Below are 468 nucleotides of genomic sequence, written 5' to 3'. Positions count from 1 at the left end.
AAAGTGAAAGGTTCATTTGATCAATTTGATGTAGCTGTTGAAGGAGATATTAATGACTTCAGTACTTTGAAAGCTACTGCAACAATTATTCCAAGCTCAATTAACACTAAAAACGATGCACGTGATAACCACTTAAAATCTGGTGATTTCTTTGGTACTGATGAATTTGATAAAATCACATTTGAAACAAAATCAGTTACTGAAAACAAAGTTGTTGGTGATTTAACAATTAAAGGTATCACTAACGAAGAAACATTCGACGTTGAATTCAACGGAGTAAGTAAGAATCCTATGGATGGTTCTCAAGTAACAGGTATTATTGTTACTGGTACAATCAATAGAGAAAAATATGGCATTAACTTTAACCAAGCACTTGAAACTGGTGGAGTAATGCTAGGTAAAGATGTGAAATTCGAAGCTTCAGCTGAATTTTCAATCTCAGAATAATCTCATTACACAATCCTCATT

General features: G+C 32.7%; 1 protein-coding gene. It reads left to right on the top strand.

Annotated elements, in window-relative coordinates; translation table 11 throughout:
• Positions 1-447, top strand: a 447-nt coding sequence (locus tag C4B30_RS35035) for a YceI family protein (protein ID WP_105133688.1), incomplete at its 5' end; no start/stop codon positions are given.
• Positions 448-468: the final 21 nt, after the last annotated feature.

It is taken from the genome of Burkholderia sp. BE12 (assembly GCF_002959955.1).
Classification (GTDB): domain Bacteria; phylum Pseudomonadota; class Gammaproteobacteria; order Burkholderiales; family Burkholderiaceae; genus Burkholderia.
The sequence above is the reverse complement of the archived record's forward strand: the minus strand, read 5'-3'. Positions and strand labels throughout refer to the sequence as shown.